At 70.2% G+C, this 22,530-nt stretch carries 20 protein-coding genes; 11 read left to right on the plus strand and 9 right to left on the minus strand.

Translation table 11 applies throughout. The annotated features are described in order from the left end of the window. Positions 1-13: 13 nt before the first annotated feature. Complete coding sequence (locus QIT00_RS03255) at positions 14-367, minus strand: ArsR/SmtB family transcription factor (RefSeq protein ID WP_408909716.1); 354 nt, start codon at positions 365-367, stop codon at positions 14-16. A gap of 56 nt (positions 368-423) precedes the next feature. Here QIT00_RS03255 and QIT00_RS03260 point away from each other — a divergent pair, with 56 nt between their 5' ends. Beyond that, the gene (locus tag QIT00_RS03260; RefSeq protein ID WP_282533519.1) at positions 424-1,188 is read left to right on the plus strand and encodes an SDR family NAD(P)-dependent oxidoreductase; all 765 of its coding nucleotides are present in this window, start codon (positions 424-426) and stop codon (positions 1,186-1,188) included. A 108-nt stretch (positions 1,189-1,296) separates the two neighbouring features. Here QIT00_RS03260 and QIT00_RS03265 read toward each other — a convergent pair whose 3' ends face one another. Continuing rightward, positions 1,297-1,629 (minus strand): TfoX/Sxy family protein, encoded by a 333-nt coding sequence (locus QIT00_RS03265; protein WP_282533520.1) that lies wholly within the window; start codon positions 1,627-1,629, stop codon positions 1,297-1,299. 601 nt (positions 1,630-2,230) lie between these two features. Further along, positions 2,231-2,809 carry a dihydrofolate reductase family protein gene (locus QIT00_RS03270; protein ID WP_282533521.1) on the minus strand — a complete coding sequence of 193 codons (579 nt, stop codon included), beginning with the start codon at positions 2,807-2,809 and terminating at the stop codon, positions 2,231-2,233. A gap of 71 nt (positions 2,810-2,880) precedes the next feature. Between QIT00_RS03270 and QIT00_RS03275 the strand changes: the two genes are divergently transcribed. Beyond that, the gene (locus QIT00_RS03275; protein ID WP_282533522.1) at positions 2,881-3,153 is read left to right on the plus strand and encodes a hypothetical protein; all 273 of its coding nucleotides are present in this window, start codon (positions 2,881-2,883) and stop codon (positions 3,151-3,153) included. Positions 3,154-3,200: 47 nt separating this feature from the next. Then, positions 3,201-3,404 (plus strand): hypothetical protein, encoded by a 204-nt coding sequence (locus QIT00_RS03280; RefSeq protein WP_282533523.1) that lies wholly within the window; start codon positions 3,201-3,203, stop codon positions 3,402-3,404. A 141-nt stretch (positions 3,405-3,545) separates the two neighbouring features. On the opposite strand, the gene QIT00_RS03285 is transcribed toward QIT00_RS03280, so the two are convergent. Next, positions 3,546-4,346: a DeoR/GlpR family DNA-binding transcription regulator gene (locus QIT00_RS03285; protein WP_282533524.1), complete on the minus strand. Its 801-nt coding sequence runs from the start codon at positions 4,344-4,346 to the stop codon at positions 3,546-3,548. Positions 4,347-4,703: 357 nt separating this feature from the next. Here QIT00_RS03285 and QIT00_RS38715 point away from each other — a divergent pair, with 357 nt between their 5' ends. Genes QIT00_RS38715 through QIT00_RS03315 form a run of 5 tightly spaced genes read left to right on the plus strand, consistent with a single transcriptional unit; the run spans position 4,704 to position 11,635 of the window. Next, positions 4,704-6,788, plus strand: coding sequence for an RbtT/DalT/CsbX family MFS transporter (locus tag QIT00_RS38715; RefSeq protein ID WP_349017154.1), 2,085 nt, complete (start codon positions 4,704-4,706; stop codon positions 6,786-6,788). Between the two features lie 51 nt (positions 6,789-6,839). Then, a complete protein-coding gene (locus QIT00_RS03300; protein WP_282533525.1) occupies positions 6,840-8,381 on the plus strand; it encodes an FGGY-family carbohydrate kinase in 1,542 nt (513 codons plus the stop codon). Then, the gene (locus QIT00_RS03305) at positions 8,374-9,858 is read left to right on the plus strand and encodes an FGGY-family carbohydrate kinase (protein ID WP_282533526.1); all 1,485 of its coding nucleotides are present in this window, start codon (positions 8,374-8,376) and stop codon (positions 9,856-9,858) included. Before QIT00_RS03300 ends, QIT00_RS03305 begins: the two co-directional genes overlap by 8 nt. Then, positions 9,855-10,517, plus strand: a complete 663-nt coding sequence (locus QIT00_RS03310; RefSeq protein ID WP_282533527.1) for a histidine phosphatase family protein — start codon at positions 9,855-9,857, stop codon at positions 10,515-10,517. Before QIT00_RS03305 ends, QIT00_RS03310 begins: the two co-directional genes overlap by 4 nt. Before the next feature lie 44 nt (positions 10,518-10,561). Continuing rightward, positions 10,562-11,635 (plus strand): 2-hydroxyacid dehydrogenase, encoded by a 1,074-nt coding sequence (locus QIT00_RS03315; protein ID WP_282533528.1) that lies wholly within the window; start codon positions 10,562-10,564, stop codon positions 11,633-11,635. A 902-nt stretch (positions 11,636-12,537) separates the two neighbouring features. Here the strand turns inward: QIT00_RS03315 and QIT00_RS03320 are convergent. From QIT00_RS03320 to QIT00_RS03340, 5 genes are all read right to left on the minus strand, one after another. Then, entirely contained in the window at positions 12,538-13,842 is a 1,305-nt protein-coding gene (locus QIT00_RS03320) for an ABC transporter substrate-binding protein (RefSeq protein WP_282533529.1), read from the minus strand. Further along, a complete protein-coding gene (locus QIT00_RS03325; protein WP_282533530.1) occupies positions 13,839-14,918 on the minus strand; it encodes a branched-chain amino acid ABC transporter permease in 1,080 nt (359 codons plus the stop codon). The genes QIT00_RS03320 and QIT00_RS03325 overlap by 4 nt, the downstream gene beginning before the upstream one ends. Further along, positions 14,915-15,811: a branched-chain amino acid ABC transporter permease gene (locus QIT00_RS03330; RefSeq protein WP_282533531.1), complete on the minus strand. Its 897-nt coding sequence runs from the start codon at positions 15,809-15,811 to the stop codon at positions 14,915-14,917. The genes QIT00_RS03325 and QIT00_RS03330 overlap by 4 nt, the downstream gene beginning before the upstream one ends. Beyond that, on the minus strand, positions 15,812-16,606 hold the full coding sequence (locus QIT00_RS03335; RefSeq protein WP_282533740.1) for an ABC transporter ATP-binding protein: 795 nt from the start codon (positions 16,604-16,606) through the stop codon (positions 15,812-15,814). A gap of 122 nt (positions 16,607-16,728) precedes the next feature. Next, a complete protein-coding gene (locus tag QIT00_RS03340) occupies positions 16,729-17,562 on the minus strand; it encodes an ABC transporter ATP-binding protein (RefSeq protein WP_282533532.1) in 834 nt (277 codons plus the stop codon). Between the two features lie 359 nt (positions 17,563-17,921). Between QIT00_RS03340 and QIT00_RS03345 the strand changes: the two genes are divergently transcribed. From QIT00_RS03345 to QIT00_RS03355, 3 genes are read left to right on the plus strand one after another with little or no spacing between them, the layout of a single operon-like run. Further along, positions 17,922-18,719 carry a CoA transferase subunit A gene (locus QIT00_RS03345; RefSeq protein ID WP_282533533.1) on the plus strand — a complete coding sequence of 266 codons (798 nt, stop codon included), beginning with the start codon at positions 17,922-17,924 and terminating at the stop codon, positions 18,717-18,719. Next, the gene (locus QIT00_RS03350) at positions 18,716-19,606 is read left to right on the plus strand and encodes a CoA-transferase (RefSeq protein ID WP_282533534.1); all 891 of its coding nucleotides are present in this window, start codon (positions 18,716-18,718) and stop codon (positions 19,604-19,606) included. The genes QIT00_RS03345 and QIT00_RS03350 overlap by 4 nt, the downstream gene beginning before the upstream one ends. Before the next feature lie 8 nt (positions 19,607-19,614). Then, complete coding sequence (locus QIT00_RS03355) at positions 19,615-22,470, plus strand: helix-turn-helix transcriptional regulator (protein WP_282533535.1); 2,856 nt, start codon at positions 19,615-19,617, stop codon at positions 22,468-22,470. The last annotated feature ends 60 nt before the right edge of the window (positions 22,471-22,530 follow it).

Here is a 22,530-nt window from a genome sequence, read left to right on the forward strand (position 1 = left end):
GGGCACGCCTGGGTCAGCCCGCGGACGGTTTGTCGGTGAGGCCCACCCGGTCGCCGACGTCATCGCTGTGGGCGGCAGTGAGCACGGCGTTCAGCAGTCCGGGGAATCTGGCGTCCAGGTCGCTACGTCGCAGCTTGACGAAACAGCGGGTGCCTTCTTGGCGGGTTCGGGTGACGCCGGCGTCGCGCAGCACGCGCAGATGGTGGCTGAGCGTCGATTTGGCGACGGGGGCGCGCAGTTCCCCCCATCCTCGCTCCCGGCCGTCGGCAAGTACGCGCGCCAGCCCGACACGGATCGGGTCGCTGAGGGCTGCCATCACCTCGATGAGGGTCATCTCGTCCGGCTCGGGGTGTCGTGCTTGCTTCATGACGACCATGGTAGCTTGTTCGATGTTTCACGAACGTCGAACGAAGAGGTTATGTGATGGCCACTCAGGCGCACGAAGACTTCACCGGCAAGGTCGTCGTGGTCACGGGCGCGGGATCGGGAATCGGCCGCGCCACCGCCCACGCCTTCGCCCGCGCCGGGGCCCACGTGCTCGGCGTCGGCCGCCGCAAGGAGGCCCTGGAGGAGACGGTCGCCCGACATACCGGGATCGTCGCGCACGCGGCCGACCTGTGCGCCTCAGACGTACATCAGGAGGTGATCGAGGCCGCGACACATCGGTGGGGGCGCCTGGACGTTCTCGTCAACAACGCCGGCGCCACCAGACTGATGCCGCTGGCCGAGACCACAACCGACGGCATCGCGGCGCTTTTCGGCCTCAACGTCACCGCACCCAGCCTGCTCGCCCACGCCGCCCTGCCGCATTTGCGCCGGTCCCAGGGCTCGATCGTGAACATCTCCAGCACCTACGGCCACCGGCCGATGCCGGGCGCCGCGCACTACGCCGCCTCCAAAGCAGCCCTGGAACAGCTCACCCGCAGCTGGGCAGTCGAACTGGCCGCCGACGGCATCCGCGTCAACGCACTGGCCCCCGGCCCTACCGAGAGCCAGGCGCTCGCTGCCGCTGGACTGCCTGAAGCGACCGTCGAACAGATCAAGCGGGAGGAAGCCACCCGCATCCCCCTCGGCCGCCGCGGCGATCCCGACGAGGTCGCCACCTGGATCCTGCGCCTGGCGGATCCCGGCACGACCTGGCTCACCGGCCAAGTCCTCACCATCGACGGCGGCCTGGAACTCACCTGATGAAAGCAGACCGCAGAGTGCGACAGCCGACCGCTCGTCCTGCCCGCCCGGTTCCGTTCCGCCTCGCCGCAGCGAAACAGGCGGCTCGGCCTCGTCAGCGGGGCCCTGTCACTTGGCTGGCAGCGAACGGGCGTAATCGACACCTCTGCGCACCCACGGAGAGAGCTGGCGCTGGGTTCGCAGGTCTTCAGCAGCAACCCGCAGCCAGCCCCGCATCGTCCGGCCACCCATGACCGCCTCATGGGCCTTGGTGGAGGCAAGGAGCTTGTCCGCGTCGGCTGGACCCACGCGGACAAGAATCCCTTCCCCACGGTTGGCGGCGAGGGCCATGTTCCCGTGGATCAGGAACGCGAGGCCACCAAACATCGGCTGCTCGCTCACGCCTGTCTCCTCGCCCATGAGTTCCCGAATACGGTCGGCGAGATCCACGTCGTAAGCCATGGGCAAGGAGCGTAGGCCTTGATGTGCCGGCGACAGCTACAACACACAGGATGAGTCGCTCTCGCCGGCCGCGCGTCTGGCCCCGGCGCCACTTGCACTACCTCGGCGAAAGCGCCGCCATTGCACTCGGTGTCCTCAGCGCAGGCCTCGTGCTACTCGTACGTAGCTGATCGTTCCCGGACGGGTGACCGTGCTGGCAGGATCCCCGCCCGGCCCACCCCCACGCGCGATCCCGGAGGTCTGGACGCCTCCCACTCACATGCTGACGGGGGAGGTTGCGATCTCGGATGTTCATGGACCAACCGGCACTCGCTGACAGCCTCCAAAAGGCCGTGGCTTCAAATAAGTGGGCAACTACCCTGTGATGCAGGGCATATGACGGAAAGTCGCCCTCCGGGATCAAAGCAGGACCGGCGGAACAGGGCCGGGCAACGGAGGCTGCCGCGCAGCACCCTACTGCCCCTCTGACGTACGTACCAGGCTCAAGCTGTCGGCCGAATCATCACTGTGAGGCGGGGCGAGGCCAGTGAGGGCCGGTGGTAGCCGAATGTCAGGGAACCTGTCCGTCAGCAGATAGACCGAGGCCACGACCCGATGGATGTCAGGCCCCTCGGGCGGGCTCGTAGGTGAGGCAGACGAGGCCGTCACCGACGGTGCGAGTATCGACGAGGCGCATCGGTTTCCTGTGGCTGACCTCACCGAACAGTCGGTCGCCTGCGCCGAGCACGGTCGGGAAAATCATCAGCCGAAGCTCGTCGACGAGGTCGTGCTCCAGCAGTGTGTTCACGAGCTGGCCGCTGGCGTAGACGACGATGTCCCCGGCCACCTCCTGCTTCAGCTTCGAGACATCATTGACCACGTTGCCCTTCAGGACTGTCGAGTTGTTCCAGTCGAGTACCTCGAGGGTCGAGGACACGACGTACTTCGGCAGGCTGTTCAGTCTGTCCGCCCACTCACCACTGCGGGAGGGCCACCGCGCGGCGAACCACTCGTAGCTCCGTCGCCCCAGCAGCAGCGCTTCGGCGCCGAGCGCCTCGGCGAACGCGACTTGGGCCCACGCTTCCAGGTCCTGGGCCTCCGTCTGGCCGAACCAGCCACCAAGTCTGAAGCCCTCCTCTCCAGTCGGGTCCTGAACAACCCCGTCGAGCGAGACGTTCTCGCTGATGACGATCTTTCCCATCTCAGTTCTCCTCAGACCACTGATGTAGGCGGCGCCGTGAACGCCGAGAGCCGCAACCGAGTGACACCATCGTGTCGTTCGCGCCCAAGGCGAAGGCCATCTGGTGGTCGTTGAGCCAGCAGTTGCCAGCCACTGAGGCCGGTGCGTTCGATGCATGCTGTCGATTCCCCAGGCGGCTGAACTCGAACGCGGGTCTGCTGGTTGCGCTGCAGCTTGAGGGTATGTGGGCCGCCGAGGCCACCCACGGCGCATCGATGCTGCAGGTCTACCGCGACTTCTCTGTTCGGTTTCCGGGTTGGATTCGCGGTTGGCGACGCCGCCAGTCTTCCCTCTGCACCCTTTGATGCCATCGCTTGCCGCGGGCGCCGCTCGAACAGCCCAGGAGACCCCGTTGCTGGTCTCTACACACGCGAGCTGGCCGCGCCTCGCCCGCGCGGCCGACGGCTTCGGCCAACCGGTCATCATGAGGGTGTCGCTGCCCAGGGAGGGGACGGTGTGCTGCCACTGGTTTTCTGGTGGTTCGCGCCCTGATTCGCGGTTCGCCGGAGGCGACGATGTCAGCGAGGTCAACCTGTCCGTGATCACGCTGAGCTGACGGTGATTCAGTTCACCCACCATGAGGAACGGCTGGCGAGGCTCTCCGTAGGCCACGACTGGCCTCCCAAGGCGTCGGCGTGTGTGAAAGCCCTTCCGCGGTGGCCCATGGGGCAGGCCGCTCCTGCCCCACCGGTCACGCTCAGCGGCATCGGACGATCTTGAGGGTGACTCCGAGGTCGCGGATGCGTCGCTGCTCTTCGGTGGGCAGACCGTCGTCGACGATGACGGAGTCGAAGGTGGTGAGCGGGGTCAGGGTGTGCAGGCCCTGCCGGGCGAATTTGGTGTGGTCCACCAGCAGTACGCGCCGGACGGCAGACTCGATGAGGGCGCGCTTGACGTGCACGGTCTCCTGCGACTGGTGGTAGCAGCGGCCGTGGCTGATCGCTGTGGTGGACATGAACAGGGTGTCCGCGCGGACCGAGCCTGCCGCTTCGGCCGTGTGCAGGCCGAGGAACGCCTCGTAGGCCGGGTAGAAGGTTCCGCCGAGTGCGTAGAGGCTGATGCCGGGCTGACCGGCCACTAGCTTGATCACCGGGACCGAGTTGGTGATGACGGTGAGGGGGGCGCGTTCCGCCAGGCGATGGGCCAGGGACAGGCAGGTGGTGCTCTCGTCGATCATCACCGTCTGACCGGGGGTGATCAGTTCGAGCGCCGCAGCCGCCAGTTTCTGCTTGACGTCCGCCATGGCGGCCATGCGCTGGCTGACGTCGCCGTGGAAGACGGCTGACGGCAGGGCGGTCGCTCCGCCGCGGACCTTGCGCAGCCAGCCCTGCGACTGGAGTGCGTCCAGGTCCCGGTGGACCGTCATCAGACTGACGCCGAACTGCTCGGCCAGGCTGTCGGCGCGGACGAAGCCTTCCCGCACCACACGGTCCCGGATGAGCTGCTGCCGCTCGCGCTGTCCCACCGGGCCCGACGTGCCGTTCGTTCCGATTCCCATCGCGCCTTCGCCTCCCACGCCCTTTCGGCAAGCCCGGAACCCATGCCTGGCGTCGCCGGGTCTGCTTGCCTCCGCAACCTCCGCGAAGAGATGGCCGTGATGCAAGTCGGTGTTAAGCGCACCGTCTTCTAACATCCTTCCGTGTTCTGCTCACAGCTGCTCCCATCTGCGCAGATGCCGTACTCCGCGGTGGTGGGCCAAGAAGTGTTCACGTGACCTTCCGGCCGACCGCCGAGGCGTTTCCGCAAGACGTTGTCAGCAGCGGTCCGCGGGCGTTTTCCTCATGGCACATCGCGAGCCGCCCCTTCCCGAGCGGCGACAGAACGCGGATGCGATTCTGAAGAGAAGGTGTCCCCGATGGCCAGTCCCGTGGATCTGCCCATGGAAGTCCCGGTCCCCGCCTCGCAGCCCTCCCGCCACATACTGGACCGGGTCGGCATCCCCAAGCCGCTGGCCTGGGGCTTCCTCGGCGTACTGATCTTCATGATCGGTGACGGGGTCGAGTCCGGATATCTGTCCCCCTACCTGCTGGACCAGGGCCTGTCCGGCTCGCAGGTGGCGCTGCTGTTCACTGTGTACGGCATCACCGCGAGCGTCGCGGCCTGGCTGTCCGGCGCGCTTTCGGACCTGTGGGGCCCGCGGCGGGTGATGTGGGCCGGGCTCGGGATCTGGGTGGTCTTCCAGATCCTGATGCTGGCGGTGGCCGTCCCGAGCGTCAACTATCCGATGCTGCTGCTCAGTTACGGGCTGCGCGGCTTCGGCTATCCGCTGTTCGCGTTCGGGTTCCTGGTGTGGATCGCTGCCTCTACCCCGCAGGCCCGCCTCGGCAGTGCGGCCGGCTGGTTCTGGTTCGCGTTCACCGGCGGCCTGCCGACCCTGGGGTCGCTGGTGGCCAGCGGTCTCATCCCGCAGATCGGCGCCTACCGCACCTTGTGGTGCGCGCTGCTCCTCGTCGTAGCAGGCGGGCTGATCGCCCTGCTGGGCGTGCGCGACCGCTCCGGTGGGCAACGGCTCGCCCCGCCCGGCGAGCGCCCGGTCGCGACCCTGATGGGCAGTCTGTCCATCGTGTGGCGCAGCCCGCGCGTGGGAATCGGCTGCATGGTCCGGGTGATCAACACCGCTCCGCAGTTCGGCTACCTGGTCTTCCTGCCGATCTTCTTCACCGACACGATCGGGTTCACGCTGGAGCAGTGGCTGCGGCTGCTGACCGTGATGTTCGCGGTCAACATCGTGTTCAACCTGATCTTCGGCATCGTCGGCGACAAGGTCGGCTGGCAGCGCACCGTCGCCTGGTTCGGCGGCGTCGGCTGCGCCGTCACCACGCTGCTGCTGTACTACGTGCCCGACACCGCGGGCGACAACTACGCGCTCGCCCTGCTTGTCGCCGCCGCCTACGGCGCCACCCTCGCCGGGTACGTCCCGCTGTCCGCGCTCATGCCGTCTCTGGCGCCCCGGCACAAGGGCCAGGCGATGGCCGCCCTCAACCTCGGTGCCGGTGCCAGTGCCTTCGTCGGTCCCGCGATCGTCGGTCTCTTCCTCGGCCCGCTCGGTGTCGCGGGCGTGATGTGGATCTTCACCGGCCTGTACGCCGCCAGCGCCGTCCTGGCGTACTTCCTGCGCCTGCCCGGCGAGCGCCCGGCCGGTCCCGGCAGGACCGCCGCCGTCGGCGACCTCGCCTCCCGGGCCGGCGGCTCGCTGCTCGGCCACCCCGTACGGCTGAGTCCCCAGGACGACACCGGCGACGACGACGTGGAACTCGTCCTGTTCGACGTCGGCGGCACGCTCTACGACGACGACTGCTTCGCCCAGGCCTTGCACCGGGCGGTACGCGAACTCGCCGAGGAGAGCACCCCGGGGGCGGGCGGGCCGGACTGGGACGACGCCGAGTTCTGGGCCGTCTACGACGCACAGCGCGAACGCGGTACGGGCTCCCTGCGCACGGCGATGGCCAAGCGCTACGCACCCGGCCGCGATGAGGAACTGGCGCGCCGCGCCCGCAAGCACTGGCAGTACCCGGCCGACGCGCTGTACCAGGACGTCAAGCCGGTGCTGACCGCCCTGTCCGGCCGCTACCGGCTCGGCATCGTCGCCAACTCACCCACCACCGTGCTCGACGCGCTGCGCCGCGACGGACTGCTGGATCTGTTCGACGTAACGGTCCTCGCTGAGCAGATCGGCGTACGAAAGCCGGATGTGACGGCGTTCCAGTACGCCCTGCGGGAGGCCGGGGTGTCCGCCGATCGTGTCCTGTACGTCGGCAACCGGCTGGACACCGACATCCGTCCGGCCCACCGCGTGGGCATGCGTGCGGTGTGGATGCTGCGCGGCGAGGCCGCTCCCGCGCCCACGCAGGCGCAGCTCGCCGAACCGGACGCGGTGCTCACCACTCTGACCGGCCTGCCGGTCGTTCTCGCTCGCATGGCCCGCAGCGCTTCCGCCTGACCATTCCGTCAACCACCCGTTTCCCGCCAGCAACCGAACGGAGAAGCAGACATGTCGGTGCTCGCCGTCGACGTCGGCACCTCGATGATCAAGACCGTTGTCTTCGACGACGACGGCACCGAAGTAGCCGTGTCCCGGCAGGCCACGCACGTCCATCGTCCGCGTCCCGGGTGGGCCGAGCAGGACATGGCCGCCGTGTGGAACGCGGTCGTCCGCACCATGCGCGGCGCCCTCGCCCAGGTGCGGGACGAGGTGCGGTTCGTCGCCTTCACCGCACAGGGCGACGGCTGCTGGCTCGTCGACGACGACGGACGTCCGACCGGTCCGGCCATCCTGTGGTCGGACGGGCGTGCCGCCCCTCTCGTGGAAGGGTGGCGCGGCGCGGGCGTGCTCGACGAGGCGTTCCGCCTGAACGGCTCGCTCACCTTCCCCGGGCTGCCGAACGCCATCCTGGCCTGGCTCGCCGAGCACGACCCCGAGCGGCTGGCCCGCTCCTCCGCCGCGCTGTACTGCGGCGGTTGGCTGTTCCTGCGGTTCACCGGCGAGCGCGCGGTCGACGAGTCCGACGCGTCCGCGCCGTTCCTCGACCCCAGCACCCGCACCTACAGTCCGCGTGTCCGGTCTCTGTTCGGCCTGGACTGGGCGGAGCGCCTGATGCCCGAGGTGCGGGGGAACGGTCGGCGGGGCGGGGCGCTCACCGCCATGGCCGCGGCCGAACTCGGCCTGCCCGCCGGTCTTCCGGTCGTCATGGCCCCCTACGACGTCGCCTCCACCGCGATCGGCGTCGGAGCGACCGCCCCCGGCCAGGCCTGCACCATTCTCGGCACCACCCTGTGCACCGAGGTGGTCCGCGACGGCCTGGACACCACCGGCGAGCCCTCCGGCCTGACCATCGCCCTCGACTCACGCGGCCATCTGCTGCGAGCCTTCCCGACGCTCGCCGGTACGGAGGTCGTCACCTGGGCGATGCGGCTCCTGGGTCTGGAGACGCCCGAGGAGTTCGGTGAACTCGCCCAGCGGTCGCAGCCGGGCGCCCGGGGCCTGATGTTCCTGCCTTACCTCTCCCCGGCCGGCGAACGGGCCCCGTTCCTCGATCCCGGGGCCCGCGGCACGCTTTGGGGCCTGGACCTCCAGCACGAACCGGCCGACGTCGCCCGCGCGGTCTTCGAGGGCCTCACCTTCGTCATCCGCGACTGCCTGGCCGCCTCCGGCGCCGCCACCGGTGAACTGCGCGTCTGCGGCGGCGGCGCGGTCAGCGACGCCTGGCGCCGGCTGATCGCCGACGTCACCGGCCTGAGCACGGTACGCACCACCGACAGCGAGGTCGGCGCCAAGGGCGCGTTCCTGTCCGGCCTGGTCTCTCTCGGCCACGAGCCGGACCTGACCCGTGCCGCCGAGCGCCACGTACGGGTGCGCACCACCGACGAACCCGACCCCGGCCGGGCGGCCTTCTACGCCGACCGCCACGAGGACTTCCTCGCCCTGCGCCGGGCCGCCGCACCGGGCTGGGAACGGATGGCCCGGGCCCCGCGCACCGTGCCGGGCAGCCTGGACCCCGTAGGCGGCGCGACCGAAGGGAAGCACCATGACTGACACCCCCGTGTGGCTGGGCCTGGACCTGGGCACCCAGAGCGTCCGCGTCCTGGCCGTCGACGCCGACGGCCGTACCGTCGCCGCCGCCACCCGCCCGCTCACCAGCCACCGCGCGGGCGACCGGCACGAACAGGACCCCGCGCAGTGGTGGACGGCCCTCGCCGCCGCCTGCCGCGAGGCCCTCAACGGCATCCCCGACGGCCGGGTACGCGCGCTGGCCCTGTGCGCCACCTCCGGCACGATGCTGCTCGCCGACCGGGCCGGACAGCCGCTCACCCCCGGCCTGATGTACGACGACACCCGCGCCACGGCCCAGGCGGCCCGCGCGGCGGAGGCGGGCGCGGCCCTGTGGGACCGGATCGGCCACCGCCCCCAGCCCTCCTGGGCCCTGCCCAAACTGCTCTGGCTGCTGCGGCACACGCAGAACCCGCCGCCCCCGGGCGCCCGCCTGGTGCACCAGGCCGACCACGTGACCTCCGCCCTCCTCGGCCGGCCGGCACAGGCCGACTCCAGCCACGCACTGAAGACCGGCTACGACCTCGACCACGACACCTGGCCAACCGACCTGCTCGACGACCTCGGCATACCCGAAGCGATGCTGCCCGAGGTGGTACGACCCGGCACGCGCCTCGGCACGGTGTGCGCCGCGGCGGCCGAAGCGACCGGCATCCCCGAGGGCGTGGCGGTGGTCGCGGGGATGACCGACGGCTGCGCGGCCCAGATCGGCGCCGGAGCCCTGGAGCCGGGCTCGTGGAACTCCGTCCTCGGCACCACTCTCGTCCTCAAGGGAGTCACCGAAACCCGGCTGCGGGATCCGCTCGGCGTCGTCTACTCCCACCGCGCCCCCGACGGCCACTGGCTGCCCGGCGGCGCCTCCAGCACCGGGGCCGGCGCCCTGTCGCGGGACTACGGCGGCCGTGACCTCGCCGCCCTCGACACCGCTGCGGCCCGCCACGAACCCTCGTCGCTGCTGACGTACCCGCTCGTAGCGCGGGGCGAGCGTTTCCCCTTCCTTGCACCCGACGCGCACGGCTTCACCCTCGGCGACCGCGCCACCGCCGCCGAGGCCGACCACTACGCCTCGCTGCTCCAGGGCATCGCCCTGGTGGAACGGCTCTGCTTCGACTACCTGGACCTGCTCGGCGCCCCCATCGACGGCATGCTGACACTGACCGGCGGGGCGGCCCGCAGCCGCTACTGGTCCGAGCTGCGCGCCGACATCCTCGGCCGGCCCGTCGCCCGTCCCGAGAACGCCGAAGCCGCCCTCGGCATGGCCGTACTCGCCCGCACCTCCGACGGCGACTCCCTCGCCACGGCGGCAAGCGCCATGGTGCGCCTGCGCGACATCGTCGACCCACGCCCCGACCGCACGGAACGGCTGCTCGGGTCCCACCTGCGCCTGGTCGACGAACTGCACGACCGGGGCTGGCTCCCGCCCGCCCTCGCAATCCACGCACGAAGGAGGGCCGAAGCGTGACCGACCTGATCCTGGTACGCCACGGCGAGACGATCTGGCACGCCGAGAACCGCTACACCGGGCGCAGCGACATCCCGCTCACTCCCCGCGGACGTACCCAGGCCGACCACCTCGCCACCTGGGCCAAGCAGGCGAACCTGGAGGCCCTGTGGGTCTCCCCGCTCGGCCGGGCCCTCAAGACCGCCGCCCCGTCAGCGTCCGCCACCGGCCTGGAAGCTTGCGTAGACGCCAGGCTGCGCGAACTCGACTTCGGCGACGCGGAGGGAATGACCACCGCCGAGATGCGCGCGGCGTTCCCCGAGGCACTCGCCGCGTTCCACCGCGATCCGGCCGGCGACCACCTCCCCGGCGGCGAACTGCCCGCCGACGCGGTCCGCCGCGCCATGGAATGCCTGGACGAGATCAGGGCCGCCCACCCCAACGGCCGGGTCCTGATCGTCGGGCACAGCACCCTCAACCGGCTACTGCTGTGCCACCTGACCGGTGTCCCGCTGTCCGAGTACCGGCGCCGGTTCCCCGTCGTCCGCAACTGCGCCGTCACCGAACTGCGCTGGGACGGCTCGGCCAACGTCTCCCTGCTCCAGTTCAACACCCCCACCGAGACACTGACCAACTTCTCCGAAGCCACGCTCGGCGGAACGCGTGAGGAATACCCGTGAGCCGTACGAGCCCCGCCTCCCACCCGATCACACGAAAGACCCCCATGAGCCCCTCCGCATCCCCCTCCGCGCCGGTCAAGGTTCTCGTCGCCGGCGACCACTTCGTCCACACCGGCCTGTTCACCGAGGCCCTGCGTGCCGAGGTCGGGGAGACCGCCGACCTGGACTTCACCTCCACCGAACTGCCCTGGCCCGTGGAGCCCTTCGGCCCGGTCGCCGAGGTCCACGAGGCCTCCGGGACCGAGGACCAGCTCATCGCCGCGCTCCAGGGCGTCCGCGTCTGCGTCACCCAGATGGCGCCGCTCACCCGCCGGGTCCTCGAAGCCTGCCCTGACCTGGAACTCTTCGCCGTCGGCCGGGGCGGCCCCGTCAACACCAATCTGTCGGCAGCCACCGAACACGGTGTCGCTGTCACCTACGCTCCCGGCCGCAACGCCACCGCGACCGCCGAGCACACCGTCGCCCTGCTCCTGGCCGCGCTGCGGCGCATCCCCACCACCCACGGCGAACTCACCCGAGGCGTCTGGCGCGGCGACTACTACCAGTACGACGAGGTCGGCATGGAACTGGCCGGCAATACCGTCGGCCTCGTCGGCTACGGCGCCATCGGCCACCGCGTCGCCCGCATCCTGAACGGTTTCGGCGCCCACGTCCTCGTCCACGACCCCTACCTCACCCCCGACGCGATCGCCGGCACAGAGGCCGAACTGGTCGGCCTGGACGAGCTCCTGGCCCGCTCCCGGGTGCTGTCGCTGCACGCCCGGCTCACCGAGGACAACAGGCACATGATCTCCGCGCCTCAGCTGGCGGCCCTGCCCGCCGGTTCCGTCGTCGTCAACTGCGCCCGCGGCGGCCTGCTCGACTACAACGCCCTCTGCGACGCCCTCGACTCCGGGCACCTGTTCGCTGCCGCGTTCGATGTCTTCCCCGAGGAGCCCGTCCCGGCCGACTCCCGACTGCTGCGTACGCCCGGCATCGTCATGACCCCGCACCTGGCCGGCGCCAGTAGGCAGACCGCCCACCAGGCCGCCCGCATCTGCGCCCAGGAAGTCGCCCGCTATCTCACCGGTGAGCCCCTCGCTCACTGCGCCAACCCCGCCGTCCGCAAACATGGCTGACCAGCAGCGGCGTATGCCGAGCAGCTGGCCGGTCCGCGGTACTCCTCGACGGGGTTGGGGTCTACCCCGGATTACATCCGGGGCCGTGTGCGGCAGCTCGTCGAGGTGATCGACCGCGTGGCGAACGAGGCGGGCCCTTTCGCCGTTCCTTCCCCGTGGTCACGGCCTCGCCGGGCAGCGCAGTGGTCTGAACGGCCCGACTCCACGTGGCTGACGCACGACGGGGCGCAGCATATGGCCAGCGCTAACGCCCGCTTGGAGATGACGCGGGCTCCTCACCAGCGTGCCCTTCGGCAGCCGCGAAGTCCTTGGGACCCCTCGCGGCAGGCGGCCCGCGATCGGGCGGCCTGCCGGTCATGGCCTACCTCCATGGACAAACCTGTCCCACCTCCTGCGTTTCAGGCGAGAGGAGCGTCGTGGCAACGCCGATGTGCGCCTCGTCCGCGGCCACGCATCCGCCGTTGGGTCACCACCGCCAGGCTGCTCACGGAGCCTTCCGGCGGCTCACCGATCAGTCACAGCACCCGCAATACCGTTAAGCAGGCAGTCCGCTTAGAATTTCCATTTCTTCTGTTCGTTCAGGAAATCGCGTACGGCTGGAGTACGACGGTGTTCGCAGAGTCAGGGCTTGCAGATCATCAAGGTGTTCCTTCCTGCCCTTGGATTCGTCGGTGCGGTATGCGCATCCCGGACGAGACTCATGCCCAACTCGCTTTGAAGTTCGCGGTGTTGTTCCCACACCTGGACGAGCGGCAGCTGCGGCCGTTGATGGACGCGGAGGCCCGGGGCAGGGGTGCGGCGACAGGGCGGAGGCCGTGAGCGGGTCGCCGGTTGGGCTCCCGAGCACTGTCGGTTGCCAGCAGCGCGCTCGCCTTATCCGTAGGCGACCCCTACGAGTCGTGCTACGGGGTGTCGAAAGTGAATGCCTTGGCGGCCGCGGAGGAGTAGTTGGTGGACACCGCTTCCAGGCCGAAGGGCTTGTCCATATTGATCTTGAACATGGTGCTGCCGCGCGAGGGGCTCCGCTTGGTGGGCGGGCCGTAGGTGTAGTCGCCGGTGAGTCCGCCGAACTCGACCTTCCCGAGGGTGTTCACGGCCTTTGCGACGCCGTCACGGGACAGGTCGCCGGACGCAACGGCTTTCTCAAGGATCTTGGTGACGAGCTGGGCCTGCACATAGCCGAAGGCGAAGTAGTAGCTGGGCTCCTGCTTCGGTGCGTATTTCCTCTGGTCCTTGAGCATCTGGGCCATGGCGGGGACCGAGGTGTCGCCCCATTCGGGGCCTTCGGAAACGATGAGGAGGTGCTCCTCGACGTACGGCTTGAGCGCCGACTCCCCGATCGTCGGGTACCAGGTAGTGGACTGGCCGAGCCACTGCGGCGCGAACTTCATCTTGGCCGCGGTCCCCAGGGCTGTTCCGGCGTCCGTCGGGGAGCCGGCCAGGAACACCGCGTCGCACTTGGCGCGCTTGAGTTGGGTGACGGGCCCGGTCATGTCCTTGTCGCCGACGCGGTACGTGGCCCGCGCGGCGACGTCGAAGCCGAGCTGCCTGGCAGCGAAGTCGACACCCTCCTGGGCGGCCACGCCGGAGGCGTCGTCCTGGACCAGGCTGCATATCGTGCTGTCCGGGCCGCCCTGCTTCCGGTAGTGGTCGAGCGCGTTGATGGCCTGGATCTGGTACGGGGCGGCGAGCGGCGCGAGGTTCGGTTCGCCGACCCACTGGGACTCCTGGCTGGCCGGTGCCGCGACCACGTTGTCGCGCTTGAGGTTGGGTAGCACGGCTTTCGTGATCGCGGTGCCCAGGACCTGCGCGAACATCACCACGTCGTCCTTCTGGCGGTTGTACTGCTGGACCGCGGTGGCCGCGTCGTAGTGGCTGTCTGCCTTGTTGAGTTCGATCTTGTACTTGCCGGCGATGCCGCCCTCGGCGTTGACGTGCTCGAACCAGACCCGGTTGCCCTCGGTCAGCGGTTTGCCGACCACCGCCACCGGCCCTGTCAGCGCGCTGTTGACGCCGACGGTGATGGTCTTGCCGTCGAAGCCCGGTCCGGTGGCGAGGCCGTCCTCGCCCGTGGATCCGCCCTCGGTCCCACGTCCGCAGGCGGTGGCGGCCAGCAGCAGCGCCAACGTCACCGCGGATGCTCGGGCGAGCGGGCCTGTCCGGGTTCTCGGCGGGCAACCGTGGTGGGCCTTGCGGTTGTTCCTCATCCTGTTCTCCTCCTGGTGAGTGCGTGCCACCGCGGCGTACGGGCGATGTGGGTGCGGAGCCGGACCCACAGGGCGGCCAGGCCGTGTGGCTCCAGCGTGAGGAACAGCACGATCAGCAGCCCGAACACGATCTGGTTGAGCGCGAAGACGCTGATCAGGCTGTCCTGTTCACCCGCCAGCCAGGGGACGCCGGCGGAGAGCTCGTCGATCAGGTGAGGGAGCGCCCCGACGAACAGTGCGCCCAGCACGGCACCCGTCGTACTGCCCAGGCCGCCGACGATGATCATGGCGAGGAACTGGATCGACAGCAGCAGGCTCCACTCGCTGGGGCTGACGTACTGCTGGAACCCGGCCTGCAGTGCGCCGGCGACGGCGGCCAGCGCGCTGGCGACCACGAATGCGCCGATCTTGTAGCGGGTCACGCTGACGCCGAGCATCTCGGCGGCGACTTCGCGATCGCGTACCGCCTGCATGGCCCGGCCCGGCCGGGTCCGCACGATGTTCGCGACCGCGAGCGCGGCGAGCCCTGTCAGGGCCCACACCAGCCAGAACCAGGACTGTTCGCGTGTGAAGGGCTGGCCCAGGACGGTGAGTTCGTTGAAGTCCACGCCCGCGATCGAGGCGTCCAGTGTGGTCGGGCGTCCAGTGGCACCTCCGGTCAGGGCGTTCCACTCCTGGAAGATGTGCTGGGCCAGCAGCACCAGACCGAGGGTGATGATGCCTAGATAGTGTCCGCGCAGCCGTAGCGCGGCCGGGCCGACGAGGGCGCCCAGCGCTCCGCCGGCCAGTGCGGCGGCGACCAGCCATGCGGGCAGCGGCCAGCCCAGGTCGACGCCGACGTACCCGGCCGTGTAGGCGCCCGCGCCGAGGAACGCGGCGTGCCCCAGGGAGACTTGGCCCGTGTAGCCGGTGAGCAGGTTCAGCCCGACGGCGCCGATGGCCGCGATGCCGCCGTAGATCAGGACGGAGAGCCAGAAGTCGGACAGCCGCCAGGGGGCGAGCAGGTAACCGGCGGCGAGCAGGGCCACGGTGAGCCGGGACAGGGGCAGGTGAGGCAGAGGGGACCGGCTGGTCATGCGCGTTCCACCTCCCTGGTGCCGAACAGCCCGTAGGGGCGCACCAGCAGGATGGCGATCATCACCACGTACGGCATGATCACGTGGAAGTTGTCGCCCAGCCACGCCGCATGGTCCGGCTGGTATCCGGCGGTGAGCGTCTGGGAGACCCCGATGACGAGGCCACCGGCGATCGCTCCGTACGGGGAGTCGAGGCCGCCGAGGATCGCCGCCGGGAAGGCGGCGAGAGCGATCTGGCTGATCGACGGGCTGACCCCGGCCTCGCCGGAGGCCACCGTGATACCGGCCAGCGCCGCCGCCGCGCCGGCGATGGTCCAGGACAGTGCCACCACGCGCCGCACGCTGATCCCCTGTGCCTGCGCGGCCTCCTGGTCCAGGGCGGTGGCGCGCATGGCGAGCCCGTAGCGGGAATAGCGGAAGAAGCCGAACACTCCGGCGATCGCCAGAGCGGTCAGGCCGAGTGTCCACAGGTCGCGCACGGCGACGGTGACGGCACCGGCCTGGACGGTGTCGATCCCCCACGGGTCGCCCATGTTCTTGGGGTCCTGGCCCCACATCGTCGGTACCGCCTGCTCGATGACGATCAGCAGACCCAGGGTGACCATGATGACGGCGAACGCCGGGCGGCCGACCATGCGGCGCAGCAGCAGCCGCTCGATCACCGGCCCGCATGCTCCGCACGCGATCACACTGGTTATCGCGGCGAGAAGGAACGGCCATTGCCACGGCCCGGCGAACTGATAGGTGAGGTAGGCGCCGAGCAGGACCAGGCTGCCCTGCGCGAAGTTGATCACCCCGGTGGCCCGGAAGATCACCACGAAGCCGAGCGTGACGAGTGCGTAGCGGGCGCCGAGAGCGAGCCCGGCCACCAGCAGTTGGAGCAGCTGCTCCACTTATTCCTCCTCCCCCAGGTACGCCTCGATCACCTTCGGATCGGTGCGCACCTGCTCCGGTGTGCCGGCGGCGATGACGACGCCGAAGTCGAGCACGGTCACGCGGTCCGCTAGATCCATGACCAGGCGCATGTCGTGGTCGATCAGGACGACCGAGCAGCTGAACCGTTCGCGGACGTCCAGGAGATGACCGGCCATCGCCACCGTCTCCTCGAAGCCCATACCGGCCACCGGCTCGTCCAGCAGCAGCAGCTTCGGCTCCATCGCGATCGCGCGGGCGAACTCCACGCGCTTGGCGACCCCGTAGGGCAGGGCCGTGACCTTCTCGTGCAGGACGTCGGCCAGCTCGAACATCTCCGCGATCCCCGCGACGTGCTCGCGTTCCGCCCGCTCTTCCCCCCGGGCCCGGCCCCACCACAGCGCCCCCGAAACGATGCCGGTACGCGTCAGCCGGTGCCGACCCAGCAGCAGGTTGTCCAGCACCGTCAGGCCGGTGAACAGGCCGTGGTTCTGGAACGTGCGGGCCACCCCGGCCCGTGCCGCCCTGCCCCGGCGCCCGGCCAGCTCCACCGCACCGAGCCGCACCGACCCGGTCTGCGGCCGGTAGACGCCGGTCAGGCAGTTGAGCAGCGAGGTCTTGCCGGCCCCGTTCGGGCCGATGACCGCCATCAACTCGCCCGGCTCGACAGTGAAGCTCACCTCGTTCAGTGCCGTCACGCCTCCGAACCGCAGGGTGAGCGCGCTGACGTCCAGGCGTCCGGGCTTGTCCCCGGTCTGCGTCTTGTCCCCCGTCACCGTCTTGTCCTTCGACGCCGCGTTGTCCGTCGTCACCGTCTTGTCCGTCGTCACTGCCTTGTCTGGCGTCAACGTCTTGTCTGTCGACGCCGCCGTGTCCGTCGACGCCGCCTTGTCCGTCGTCACCGCGAGACCACCCCCTGCTGCTCGGCGCGCCGCTGCCGGGCGAGTTCGCGGATGCTGACGCCCTCCCGCTCCCCGATCCCGAGGTACAGGCGTTGCACCTCCGGGTCGGCCAGGAGCGTGGCGGCTGGACCGTCCAGCACGACCCTGCCGGTCTCCAGCACGTAGCCGCGGTCGGCGATGGACAGCGCCATGCGGGCGTTCTGCTCGACCAGGAGCACGGTGGTGCCCTGGCGGTTGATCTCGGTCAGGTTGTCCCGGATGCGGCGAACCATGGCAGGCGCGAGGCCGAGGGAGGGCTCGTCAAGTATCAGGAGCCGGGGTCCGGCGAGCAGCGCGCGTGCGATGGCCACCATCTGCTGTTCACCGCCGGAGAGGTAGCCGGCGGTCGCGCGGCGCCGCTCGGCCAGAATCGGGAAGAGGGAGTAGACCCGGTCGAAGTCGGCGGCCACGGCCCGCTTGTCGGCGCGGGTGAACGCCCCGGTGCGCAGGTTCTCCTCCACGGTGAGTTCGGCGAAGACCCGTCGACCCTCCATGACCTGTGCGATGCCGCGCCGCACCACGTCGGCGGGGTCCAGTCCGAGGAGGGAGGTTCCTGCCAGCGTGAGCGTTCCCCCGGTGATGTGGCCCTTGTGGGCGGGCAGCAGGCCCGTCAGCGCCCGCAGGAGCGTCGTCTTGCCCGCCCCGTTCGTTCCGAGAACCGCGACGATCTCGCCGTCGGAAATCTCCAGACGCACCCCGCGCAGGGCGTGGATGGCGCCGCCGTACCGCACTTCGAGGCCGTCGAGGGACAGCAGAGCTCCTCTCTCGGTCGTACCTCTGTGGTCGTTCATCGCCGCCCGTTGGACAGTGCCGGGGCGGGGCAGCCGGAATTCTCCTCCGGTGACATCCGTGTCTGAGCCGTCATGCCGGACATGCAACAGGCCCCGCGCCCAGGTGGGCTACAGGGGATACCCGACCGTTAACACACCAGGTCACCCGCATCCCGCGACGCAGGCGCCGGTTGATGCCTGTGAGGGTGGCGGTGGACGGACAGGTCTGACATCAACACCCTTGCTGGGGTGGCCAGTTGAACACAACAACGACGCCCCGTGCTGCGGATCACTAACGAGCGGGCATTCCCGCTATCGACGGCTTCAGCCGGACACCGACCATGAGTGCCGACTCATGCGTCGCAGGGTAAGGAGCACTGGTGCCCAACAAAGTCATGGCACTCGCCGATGCGGTGGGCACACTCACCGACGGCGACCACATCGCCTTCGGCGGTGGCGGCCTGGTCCGCAAACCACTCGCGGCGGTCACCGAGGTCGCCTGCTCGCACCTGAGCGATCTCGGACTGATCGCCTTCCTGGGCGGTCCGGACGTGGACATCCTCGTCGGCCTCGACAAGGTCCGCTCCGTCCACTTCGGCTACGTCGGCCTGGACGATCTCGGCCTGGCACCCAACTTCCGGCGAGCCCGGGAGCAGGACGGCCTGGAGGCGGTGGAGGCAACCGAGTTCATGGTGCTGGCCGGTTTGGACGCGGCGATCAAGGGTGTGCCGTTCCTGCCGACCCGCTCGGGGCTGGGGACCGATCTGCTGTCCCTGCCCACTTCCCCCTTCAAGGTCTTCCCCTGCCCGTTGACCGGCACCGACCTCGTCGCTGTTCCGGCACTGCGCCCGGACGTGGCCTTCCTTCACGTCAACGAGGCCGACCCGACAGGCAACGCCTTCATCCACGGTGACGCCTTCGCCGACCACCTCCTCGCCAGGGCCGCCCGGAAGGTGTTTCTCACCGCCGAACGCATCGTGGAACGCCCCGCGAGCAAGGGCACGTTCATCTCCCGCCTCTGGGTGACCGGCGTGTGCGAGGTGCCCGGCGGCACCGGCTTCACCAGCAATTTCCCCGACCGTCCGCTCGACCGTGCGGCCGCGGCCGAGTATGCCGCCAACGCCGGCGACCAGGACTGGCTGCGCAACTTCGTCAAGGACGGAAGGAGCACGCCATGACGACGACGCCCGGAACCGACGCGCCCCTGCCCGCCCGTGGCGCGGACTGGACCACAGACGAGTTGGTCATCGCGCGGATCGCGCGCGACTTCAGCGGCGAGGTGGTGGCCACCGGTGCCACCGTGCACTCCTATCTGGCCGCCCGGCTGGCCAAGGCCCTGCACGCCCCGGAGTTGGCGATCGTGGGCGGGTCCCTTGCCGGTTTCGACTGCCCGGTGACCCCGCAGATCCCGGGTGACGAGTTCGTCGCCGGTCATCTGGCACCGGCGCCGCTGGACTGGCTGGAGCAGTGGGACCTGATCACCGCGGACCGGTTCCGTATCGTTCTGGGGCCCGCCCAGATCGACCGGCACGGCAACTGCAACATCTCCGTGCTCGGCGACTGGTCCCGCCCCACGGTGCAGATGATCGGCTCCCGCGGCATCCCCGACGACGCCGCCCGGCTGTCCGAGCTCTCGTACCACGTGGTCCGTCACTCGACGAAGACCTTTGTGGAACGGGTCGACTTCGTGTGCGGCCCGGGATTCGGCGCCGAACGGCGCCGCCTGGGCATGACCACGGGCCTGCCGCGCCGGGTGGTCTCCGACCTGGGCGTGTTCGGCTTCGACCCGGCAGGCGAGCACATGGTGATCGAGAGTCTGCACCCTGGGGTCAGCTTCGAGCACTGCCGGCAGCGCACCGGATTCGCCTGGCCCGAGCCGGCGGGTCCGATCCCGGTCACCGCGCCGCCCACCGAAGCCGAACTGCGGTGCCTGCGTGAGGTGGTCGACCCACACGGCGTCCGCCTGGCGGCCACCGGCCAGGCGACGCCCGAGCTCCTCGCCACCCTGTACGCCGCCGAACGCCGTGCCATAGCCGAAGCTCAGGCGAAGGGCCCGGTGCCATAATCGCCCACGTGACGCAGACATCGGCTGCCACCACGGCGTTGATCGGCCGCCACGGGGAGCTCGCCACACTCACCGATCAACTGGCCGATGCCGTGCGCGACCAGGGCGGCACGGTACTCATCTCCGGCGACCCCGGCGTCGGCAAGACCCGGCTGATCACCGAATTCGCCGCCGTCGCACAGCGCGAAGGGGCACGCTTCCTGTACGGATGCGCGAACGAGTTCGAGCACGCCCTGCCCTACGGGCCGCTCGGCGCGGCACTGGAGCGTCCCTTGAGCACGCTGGGGCCCGACGAGCTCGCCTCGATGGCAGGCCCCTCCTGGCCTCGGCTGGGCCTGCTGTTCCCCTCGCTCGCCGCGGCGGCCGAAGCAGGATCCGGCGAGCGTGCCCACGCCTACTTCGTCCTTGCCCGCACTCTCACCGCGTGGAGTGAGCGTCAACCCCTCGTGCTGGTGATCGACGACGCCCACTGGGCCGACGAGGGCACGCTGGAACTCGTCAGCGTGCTGGCCGGGCGGCTGGCCGAAACCCGGTGTCTGCTGCTGCTCGCCTACCGCGGCCGTCCGCCCGAACTCACCGCACGCGCCGCCTCGTTCTTCGACGAGCTGGAACGAGGGCAGTCCGCTACGAAGCTCACGCTCGGCCCGTTGGACCGCGAGGGCTGCGCAGGGATGGTCGCCGACCTGACCGGGCACACCGGCAGCGACGCCCTGGCCGAGCAGGTGTTCACCGCCACAGGCGGCAACGCCTTCTATGTCGAGCAGACCGTGCGCGCGGTCCTGGAGTCCGGTGCCGCTGACCGCGGCGGCTCGGCGGGCGACGGGACGGTTCTGCCCACGCCCGCGGGCATCGCCCGCTACGTCACCGAACGCATACGCCGACTCGGGGGCCCGGCGCAGGCCGTGGCCGAAGTGCTGTCCGCCATGCGGTCGCTGCGGGTGGACGGGCCGATGTACCCGGTGGTCGGCGACGTGACCGGGTTGGACGAACCCGATCTCGAAGCAGCCCTCGACGACCTGGTCGGCGCGGGCGTACTGGCCGTCCGCAACGAGGACACCATCGAGTTCGCACAGCCGATCATCCGGACCCTGACGCGCGAGGAGCTGGGGGTCGCCCGAAGGCGCGGTATGCACCGGCGGCTGGCCGACGGGCTGAGAGCCGCGCGTGAGGGCGGTGCCGCCTTCAGCGCGGTCGACGTGGCGATGCACGTGGCGAAGGGCGCGCGGACCGGAGAACGTGACGCGGTCGAGGAGCTGGCCGCGGCGGGCGACGAGACGCTGGCCCGCGCCCCGGCCGTTGCTGCGACCTGGTACGCGCAGGCCACCCGGCTGGTCCCGGCCTCCGATCCGGTACGCCGGGCAGAGCTGTCGGCACGCCAGGCCAGGGCGCTGTTCCTGTCCGACGAACTCGCCGACGCGGTGCGGATCGCCCGCGACGCCTGGCCGAACCTGGTCGGCCAGGCGAAAGCCGCGGCGGCGGGTATCGCCGTGGCCGCGTTGACCGGGGTGGGGCGGCTGGACGAGGCGCTGCGGGAGGTGGACCGTGCACTGGCCGCGACCGAGGACAGCGAGGGCCGCGGCCAGCTGCTGGGCCACCGCATGGGCGTGCTGCTCTACCTTGGCCGCCTGCGGGAGGCCGAGAGCGCCGGACAAGAGGCGTTGCGGCTCATCGGCGACGACACGGCGGCCCGCGTACGCGTCACACGGCAGCTGGCACAGGCCGCCTTCGCCGCCGGTGATCTGGCCGGGCACCGCCGACTCCACGATCAGGCGTTCCGACTCGCCGAGGGGTCACCGGCCGGGCTGCGGGTGTCGGTGCTGTCGTACGGAGGAATCTGCAACGCCGATGCCGGAGACCTCACTGTGGCCCGGCAGTTGCTGGAAGAGGCCGAGGAGCTGTCCGAAGAGTACGGGACCCCCGTCTACCGGCCCCTGGTGGACACCGGACTGGCCACGGTCCGCTGGTTGGAGGGCCGGTGGGACGACGCGGTCGCCCGGTGCCTCAAGGCGGCCGGTGAAGCAGAGCGTCAGGGCCGGGCGGAGGCGCTCGGCAGCTGGCCCTGCCTGGTCACGATCCTGGTGGATCGGGGTGAACTGGCCCAGGCCAGGCGGCAACTCGCCCGCGCACAGCACACCCCCGCCGGTGTGAACCAGCTCGTGTGGCCCTACCTGGTGTGGAGCAGGGCGCACCTGGAGCGCCTCACCGGCAGACCGGCGGACGCGGTCGCCCTGCTGGAGCAGGTGCTGCACACCGGGCGTACCCCGCCACCGGTCGTCCTGGACGAACTCGTCGCCGCGGCGCTCGAAGCCGACCAGCCGGGGACAGCACGGCAGGCGATGGAGCGACTGGCCGAACTCACCACCCGCTACGACACCCCGTACGTGCACGGACTCGCCGAACGGGCCAGGCTCCTCACCGACGGCGACCTCGTGGCGGGCCACCGGGCGCGGGAACGGTTCACCGAGCTGGGTACCGTGTTCGAACGAGCCCGCACCGAGCTCGCCGTGGGCCGTGCCACCGGCGACGCGGGCCTGCTTGACGGGGCTTACCGGACCTTCGACTCGCTGACCGCGCACCCGTGGCGGCGCCGGGCCGGCGCCGCGCTGCGCGACGTCGGCGCCCCGGTGCCCAGGCGCCGCCGCCGCTCCGCCGAGGCCGGACTGTCCGAACTGGAGCACCACATCGCGCAGTTGGTGGCCGAGGGTCTGCCGAACCGGGAGATCGGCGCGATGCTCTCGATCAGTCCGCGCACCGTGGAGAGCTACCTGTCCCGGGTGTACGTCAAGACCGGCTGCACCAGCCGGACGGATCTCGCCACCGCGATCGTCACCGGGCGAATCTCACTCGGGGAAGCCGCGGACTGACGACGTCAGGCCGGTCCGGCACTTGAGCTCCGCCACCAGGGCCGCACTTGAGGGTCCATC

The sequence above is a fragment of the Streptomyces luteolus genome (genome assembly GCF_029968015.1).
GTDB classification, from domain to species: Bacteria; Actinomycetota; Actinomycetes; order Streptomycetales; family Streptomycetaceae; genus Streptomyces; species Streptomyces luteolus.

What these genes read in the sequence shown, in the direction of transcription:
- QIT00_RS03320 (WP_282533529.1), bottom strand. Translation starts at nt 13,842, where the DNA reads ATGAGGAACAACCGCAAGGCCCACCACGGTTGCCCGCCGAGAACCCGG.
- QIT00_RS38715 (WP_349017154.1), top strand. Translation starts at nt 4,704, where the DNA reads ATGGCCAGTCCCGTGGATCTGCCCATGGAAGTCCCGGTCCCCGCCTCG.
- QIT00_RS03265 (WP_282533520.1), bottom strand. Translation starts at nt 1,629, where the DNA reads ATGGCTTACGACGTGGATCTCGCCGACCGTATTCGGGAACTCATGGGC.
- QIT00_RS03315 (WP_282533528.1), top strand. Translation starts at nt 10,562, where the DNA reads ATGAGCCCCTCCGCATCCCCCTCCGCGCCGGTCAAGGTTCTCGTCGCC.
- QIT00_RS03340 (WP_282533532.1), bottom strand. Translation starts at nt 17,562, where the DNA reads ATGAACGACCACAGAGGTACGACCGAGAGAGGAGCTCTGCTGTCCCTC.
- QIT00_RS03255 (WP_408909716.1), bottom strand. Translation starts at nt 367, where the DNA reads ATGAAGCAAGCACGACACCCCGAGCCGGACGAGATGACCCTCATCGAG.
- QIT00_RS03285 (WP_282533524.1), bottom strand. Translation starts at nt 4,346, where the DNA reads ATGGGAATCGGAACGAACGGCACGTCGGGCCCGGTGGGACAGCGCGAG.
- QIT00_RS03350 (WP_282533534.1), top strand. Translation starts at nt 18,716, where the DNA reads ATGACGACGACGCCCGGAACCGACGCGCCCCTGCCCGCCCGTGGCGCG.
- QIT00_RS03325 (WP_282533530.1), bottom strand. Translation starts at nt 14,918, where the DNA reads ATGACCAGCCGGTCCCCTCTGCCTCACCTGCCCCTGTCCCGGCTCACC.
- QIT00_RS03300 (WP_282533525.1), top strand. Translation starts at nt 6,840, where the DNA reads ATGTCGGTGCTCGCCGTCGACGTCGGCACCTCGATGATCAAGACCGTT.
- QIT00_RS03260 (WP_282533519.1), top strand. Translation starts at nt 424, where the DNA reads ATGGCCACTCAGGCGCACGAAGACTTCACCGGCAAGGTCGTCGTGGTC.
- QIT00_RS03305 (WP_282533526.1), top strand. Translation starts at nt 8,374, where the DNA reads ATGACTGACACCCCCGTGTGGCTGGGCCTGGACCTGGGCACCCAGAGC.
- QIT00_RS03270 (WP_282533521.1), bottom strand. Translation starts at nt 2,809, where the DNA reads ATGGGAAAGATCGTCATCAGCGAGAACGTCTCGCTCGACGGGGTTGTT.